The sequence below is a fragment of the Eubacterium ramulus genome (genome assembly GCF_003122485.1).
Lineage (GTDB): Bacteria > Bacillota > Clostridia > Lachnospirales > Lachnospiraceae > Eubacterium_I > Eubacterium_I ramulus_A.
In genome coordinates this window covers 1-3,916 of record NZ_JRFU01000197.1, presented here as the reverse complement: position 1 = coordinate 3,916, position 3,916 = coordinate 1, and the positions used below count along the sequence as shown (strand labels likewise).

The 3,916-nt window shown below is 43.9% G+C and carries 4 protein-coding genes; all 4 read left to right on the top strand.

Annotated features, from left to right (window positions below; genetic code table 11):
* The first annotated feature begins 244 nt into the window (after window positions 1–244).
* Window positions 245–802, top strand: a complete 558-nt coding sequence (locus LG34_RS15145; protein ID WP_109216809.1) for a helix-turn-helix domain-containing protein — start codon at window positions 245–247, stop codon at window positions 800–802.
* Window positions 803–1,059: 257 nt separating this feature from the next.
* Entirely contained in the window at window positions 1,060–2,133 is a 1,074-nt protein-coding gene (locus LG34_RS15140) for an ABC transporter ATP-binding protein (RefSeq protein ID WP_109216808.1), read from the top strand.
* Window positions 2,126–2,941 carry an ABC transporter permease gene (locus LG34_RS15135; protein ID WP_109216807.1) on the top strand — a complete coding sequence of 272 codons (816 nt, stop codon included), beginning with the start codon at window positions 2,126–2,128 and terminating at the stop codon, window positions 2,939–2,941. Before LG34_RS15140 ends, LG34_RS15135 begins: the two co-directional genes overlap by 8 nt.
* Complete coding sequence (locus LG34_RS15130; RefSeq protein ID WP_109216806.1) at window positions 2,935–3,747, top strand: ABC transporter permease; 813 nt, start codon at window positions 2,935–2,937, stop codon at window positions 3,745–3,747. Before LG34_RS15135 ends, LG34_RS15130 begins: the two co-directional genes overlap by 7 nt.
* Window positions 3,748–3,916 lie beyond the last annotated feature (169 nt).

The following is a 3,916-nucleotide window of genomic DNA, read 5'->3' as shown; positions in this document are numbered from 1 at the left end:
TACTCACCACTTGCAGAAGTGGGAGTCTCAACTCAGACTGAGATGAAAGCTATTTGGTTTCTGGAAAAGGCTGTGATATGTCCGGGAAAAAATACAGTAAGAAGTATGTAAAAAATAACAATAATAGTTGACTTTCTGTTTAATAATAGTATAATCAAAATCGTGCGAAAAGTTTAGTGACAGTCAACATTTTGTTAACTATTTAGAATAGTAGTGTTAATCCAAAAGAAATGGAAGCGAGAACATGGAACCGAATTATGTGAATTGCAGAATCGGAGAAAAAATCAAAGATCTGAGAAATCAGAATGGTCTGACGCAGCAGGAGCTGGCAGACCGGTCAGAATTGACGAAAGGATATATTTCCCAGTTAGAGCGTGGTCAGGTGGCACCTTCTGTGGTGACACTGTTGGATCTCATCGAATGTCTGGGAACGACACCGTCTGAATTTTTCAAGGAGACGGAAGAAGAACATGTGGTGTATTCGGAAGGCGCATTTTTTGAAAAAATTGATGAAGCCGGAAACAGCATTCAGTGGATTGTGCCGAATGCGCAGCAATATCAGATGGAACCGTTGCTTGTGGTGGTTCAGCCAAAGGAGAAATTGCAGGAGGATAAGCCTCATGAGGGCGAGGAGTTCGGATATGTGATTTCTGGAAGAATCCGTTTGCACCTTGGCGACAAGACATATACCGTGAAATCCGGAGAAAGTTTTTATTTCTGTGCGAACAGAAATCATTATATTGAAAATACCGGCAGCCGCCCGGCAAAATTTGTGTGGGTGAGCACGCCGCCAACCTTTTAACCAAATCAAGGAAGTCCCCTGCTTCAATTGCGAAAAGCAATAAGCAGGGGTAGGGACTTGCTTGTATCAGGAGGGGGGCAAGCCCCTTCTGATAAGCTGCGAAGCAGCTATTTGGTTATGAGCAAGTAGCGAAGGCGGATTGCGAATATCCTTTGACTAAAGTAAGTATCCTGTTTTCAATGTGAAAAATGAGCAGCGAAGGGGACTTATCTTGAGTGGGTTAAACAGGAAAAATAATTAACATGAGGAGAAATGGGATGGAACAGCCAATTTTAAATTTACAGCATCTGACGAAATCTTTTGACGGGAAAAAGATTCTGGATGATCTGAGTATTGATATCGGAAGAAATGAATTTGTGACATTATTAGGTCCTTCCGGCTGCGGTAAGACAACGACACTGCGTATCATCGGCGGATTTGCCACACCGGATGAGGGAAAAGTTATTTTTGAAGGACAGGATATCACAAATCTGTCTCCAGATAAACGTCACATCAATACCGTATTTCAGAAATATTCTTTGTTTTCCCATATGAGCGTTGGAGAAAATATTGCTTTTGGACTGAAATTAAAGAAAAAAAGCAAATCTTATATTCAGGATAAGATCAAATATGCACTGAAACTGGTAGATCTGGAAGGATTTGAGGATCGTCATCCGATGTCTCTCTCCGGCGGACAGCAGCAGCGTATCGCCATTGCCCGTGCCATTGTAAATGAGCCGGAAGTACTGCTGTTGGATGAGCCTCTGGGGGCACTGGATCTGAAACTGCGTCAGGATATGCAGCAGGAGCTGATCAAAATTAAAAATGAGCTGGGTATTACCTTTATTTTTGTTACCCATGATCAGGAAGAAGCACTGACCATGTCTGACCGTATCATTGTTATGAACCAGGGGCTGATCCAGCAGGTAGGAACACCGGTAGATATTTACAACGAGCCGCAGAATGCCTTTGTAGCAGATTTTATCGGCGAGAGTAATATCATAGACGGTGTGATGCCGAAGGATTGTCTGGTGGAAATCCTTGGATGTCCGTTCCCATGCGTGGATACCGGATTTGCTCCGAATGAAAATGTCGATGTGGTTATCCGACCGGAGGATATGGAATTTGTACAGCCGGGAGAGGGTATGATGGACGGTGTTGTGACATCCATTTTGTTCAAAGGTGTTCACTATGAGATGAAAGTGCAGGCAAAAGGCTTTGAGTGGCTGGCGCACAGTACCATTGCTTACCATCCGGGTACAGAGATCGGTTTGTATGTAAAACCGGAAAATATTCAGATCATGCACAAACCAGTGTCTTCCGCACAGGAGGTTATCAAAAAGGATGAATAAGAGAAGTTTACTGGCTACGCCGTATATTATCTGGATCATGGGATTTACGGTATTGCCGATTTTGATGATCGTATTTTATGCGCTGGGGGATGGAAACGGCGGATTTACGTTGGCGAACATTCTGGCGATTTTCCAGCCGGTGCATTTGAAATCTTTATTGCTGGCACTTTGGCTTGCACTGCTCTGCACCGCCATCTGTCTGGTGCTGGCATATCCGCTGGCAGTAATGCTGCGGAAATTGAACATCGGAAAACAGGGAATGATGGCAATCATCGTGATCCTGCCGATGTGGGTAAATTTTGTACTGCGTATCATGGCATGGCAGCTATTGTTATCCAGAAACGGTATTATCAATGCACTGCTTGGCGCACTTGGACTGCCGGGACAGCATCTTGCCAATTCCAATGTGGCAATTGTAATCGGTATGGTATATGATTATCTGCCATTTATGATCCTGCCGGTATACAATGCGGTTTCCGAGCTGAATGAGGATATCCTTGAGGCAGCCAGAGACCTTGGCGCACCGCCAAAAGCAGTACTGACAAAAATTATGATCCCGCTGACCATGCCGGGAATCATCAGTGGAATTACCATGGTATTTGTTCCGTCACTGACCACTTTTGCCATTCCGGATATTCTGGGCGGCGGTAAGATCATGCTGATCGGAAATATTATTGAACAGGAATTCTCAACAAGTATGAACTGGAATCTTGGTTCTGGTTTATCCATTGCGCTGATGATCTTTGTGTTGATCAGTATGATGTTTACTTCAAAAACAGATGCAGGAAAGGAGCGCAGCGTATGGTAAAGCGATTTTTTATGAAATTTTATCTGGTGCTGATCATTGCGTTTTTGTATATTCCGATTGCAGTGCTGGTCGTTCTTTCCTTTAATGCATCCAGATCCCGTGTTGTATGGGGTGGATTTACACTGGAATGGTATCAAAACCTGCTACACAACAGTGATGTAATGGCGGCGTTACAGAATACATTGACCATTGGTTTCGCATCTGCGGCGATCGCAACCGGAATCGGTCTTTTGGCAGCCATCGGTATCGATGCAATGCGAAAAAGAAGCTACACACTGACTCTTGGCGTGGGAAATATTCCAATGTTGAATGCAGATATTGTAACAGGTATCGCACTGATGCTGTGGTTTTCCAGATTTACGAATTTAGGTTATGTAAGTATTTTACTGGCGCATATCACGTTCAATATTCCATATGTCATTTTGAGTATTTTACCGAAACTGCAACAGATGGATATGAGTGTGTACGAGGCGGCACGAGATCTTGGCGCAAACAGCGTGACAGCATTTGTACGTGTCATTCTGCCAATGATCTTCCCGTCTGTAATGAGTGGATTTTTCATGGCGCTGACAATGTCCATGGATGATTTCGTTGTTACGTATTTCACAAAGGGAGCAGGAATCAATACCTTATCCACCATGATCTACGGTGAGTTAAAGCGTGGTATCAAGCCGGAAATGTATGCACTTTCCACACTGATTTTTGTGGTAGTATTGGTGATCTTACTGCTGGCAAATTATGTTCCGAGAATTCATCAGAACAGAGTGAACGCAGGTCGCAAAGCAACTGCGTTCATGAGCAGGTAGCAAAAGCGGATTGCAAATGTCCGCTTTAGAGCAGCAGTACGATAAACGGCAAAAAGGCGGTTGCGATAAAAATATCAGATGGGAGATGACTCCCACCTCTATAGGTGGTGAAAAACAAGCTAGTATCAGTGGTGGGAGCCAATCCCCCATCTGATATAGCCTCCGGCAG

Coding starts and splice junctions, on each gene's coding strand:
- LG34_RS15145 (WP_109216809.1), top strand. CDS start 245: ATGGAACCGAATTATGTGAATTGCAGAATCGGAGAAAAAATCAAAGAT.
- LG34_RS15135 (WP_109216807.1), top strand. CDS start 2,126: ATGAATAAGAGAAGTTTACTGGCTACGCCGTATATTATCTGGATCATG.
- LG34_RS15130 (WP_109216806.1), top strand. CDS start 2,935: ATGGTAAAGCGATTTTTTATGAAATTTTATCTGGTGCTGATCATTGCG.
- LG34_RS15140 (WP_109216808.1), top strand. CDS start 1,060: ATGGAACAGCCAATTTTAAATTTACAGCATCTGACGAAATCTTTTGAC.